The following is a 2,230-nucleotide window of genomic DNA, read 5'->3' on the forward strand; positions in this document are numbered from 1 at the left end:
TGAGTATTATCAATATATTGAGGCATACGCCTTTAGAGTCGGCAGGTAATTTGCCTAGACATTTAGAGCATTTATTAGAAAGTTCAAAAATGTATGTATTACCTGAAAAAAGGCATAGGCTGTGTCCAAGAGTAGTTAAAGCAAAACCTGCAAAATATCCAAAGAAAAAATGCCAATCAGCTTAACTGACTGGCATTACTACTGATGTAGGGGCTTTTTTTTAAAATTCAATAAGTTCATTTATATTATTCACAAACCTATCTCTTTTACGTTCCCAAGTATTCAAACCTATTTTCTGCTCAAAACCAAAGTCATTTTCTAACTTTTCTTTCAAACTATTTAATTTTGGAAAGTCATTAATCAACATGCCTTGTGTGAGAGGAATTACTCCCTGTATATCAGAATAGGATAATGGCGGTACTACTATTGGAATATGTCTTTTAGATAAAGCCCAAGCTGCCCCCATTTCACATAAACAGACTTTACTTGCATAAAAATTATTTGTAATTACAAATAGAACAAGTACTTCAGCCGATAACTCTTGTTTAATTGTCGCTAAGAAATCTTCCCCTAAAGGTATTCCATAGCCCTCAAATGAAGAACAAAAAATTTGTGTAGAATTTATTCCTATAGTTTCTAAAAGATCAATTAACTCTTCTACAATTTTTCTATCTTTTGTAGCATGGCTAATAAATACTTTTTTCAATCGATTGCCTCCATCATTAACTGTAGTATTAATAGGTTGCTTTATACTCAATTCACCCAATGGATATAAAATAAATCTATCTGTCACATTTTCCATATTGTGAAAAGCACGATACTGTGCAGAAAAAGGAGCAGCAACTATCAAACCATCTCGGAGATCTTTTTCCCTCTCCCTATCATGCTCTATCTGCGCTTTTTCTTGATAAATTTTAAAATTGTTTGAGCTTCTCGTAATTTTTATAGATGCTATATCACTTGATAAAATAGTAGTGCCATCAATTAAAATATTTTCAGCATAATGATACGCTCTTATAAATGGTTCTAAATTTTGCTGCTCAAGATCTAATTTATAAAAATATTTTTTGGATTTAGTAAATATTTGAACATGATATTTTTCATAAGCTAAATTGTTAGTTGTTTTTTCTAAAAGCAAGAAATCTTTGTTTAATATTTCTCTACGACCTTGATAAGTTGAACTTTCATTTTTAATTACTGCCCAAAACTGTTTTAAATCTAAACTACTCTTCACATATATTGGCAATAAATCCTTATATTTAGACGAAAGTAATTCATTTCGCAGTTGCGAATAATTTTGATTCAAAATTGGAGTTATATTGGTACCTGTAGAAACAGCAATTAAAATATTGTGTATTAGCTTAATTTTTTCATCTAAATTTTCTTGCATACTCTTTTTCTAACCTTTTTCAAAATCCACATCATCATGATTTTTCTAGAATTCATTCTACATTCTTTGACACAGAAAAAATATAAAGCCTACTTTTCATTTTCCTAAGAATAAATCTATCAATTACGAATTAATTGACCTGCGACATGGATGTCGCCCGTTCGTTAGGGGCACATGGACGTACCCTCTAACGAACAACGGGGTTTTGTTACTTTTGCCCAGTCAAAAGTAAGAGCAATCTTGCATTAAAGATTTTATGCCCAACATCCCCAACAATCTTGCAGAATAATGTTCTTTATCCCAAATAGGAAAAGAACTTTCAACCTCAGGTTTTAATTTATAAAATTAGGTCTAATCTTCAAGCGATTTTTTAATATGCCAACATAATCTTTCCAATGAATGATTATCTAGTGCTCTTTGTCCCGTTAACATTGAAGTCAAAAATACTGGAATTCTTGGTTTATTCGAATGCAATTCTAATAGATGATAGCCCTTCTCTTCATCAAAGTGAATTTTGTGTTTATGCATTTCCTCCTTAAAAAGAGTAGAAGCAAATGCATTAGCAACAACAATCAGTTTGGGCTGCATGAGTTCAATTAATTGCTTGGATAACATAATTTGCTTTTTGGCAAAAGGATTCAATTCAGTTTCATGCTTATCCACATAAATAAGCTGTTTAAATTTTGACTGAGATGTCATCCGATAAAAAAATAAATCTATATGTTCCCATTTTAATAACTCCACATTATTTCTTGATTTATTGATTGAATTAACAATATATTGAAATCTTTGAAAATATGGATACTTCGTTTTTAACCCTTTTTCATCTACTTCTTTCAC

The 2,230-nt window shown here is 30.7% G+C and carries 2 protein-coding genes and 1 pseudogene; 1 reads left to right on the forward strand and 2 read right to left on the reverse strand.

Translation table 11 applies throughout. The features are described from left to right. Positions 1-185, forward strand: a pseudogene (locus tag GBN19_RS16010) (IS4 family transposase); the annotation flags it as partial. Positions 186-220: 35 nt separating this feature from the next. Here the strand turns inward: GBN19_RS16010 and GBN19_RS15215 are convergent. Next, complete coding sequence (locus GBN19_RS15215) at positions 221-1,390, reverse strand: toll/interleukin-1 receptor domain-containing protein (RefSeq protein WP_151778680.1); 1,170 nt, start codon at positions 1,388-1,390, stop codon at positions 221-223. Between the two features lie 351 nt (positions 1,391-1,741). Then, a partial coding sequence (locus tag GBN19_RS15870) for a hypothetical protein (protein WP_171494510.1) occupies positions 1,742-2,230 on the reverse strand: 489 nt, incomplete at its 5' end.

Origin of the sequence: Acinetobacter brisouii (genome assembly GCF_008993995.1) — a bacterium.
GTDB lineage: Bacteria > Pseudomonadota > Gammaproteobacteria > Pseudomonadales > Moraxellaceae > Acinetobacter > Acinetobacter brisouii_A.

What these genes read in the sequence shown, in the direction of transcription:
- GBN19_RS15215 (WP_151778680.1), bottom strand. Translation starts at nt 1,390, where the DNA reads ATGCAAGAAAATTTAGATGAAAAAATTAAGCTAATACACAATATTTTA.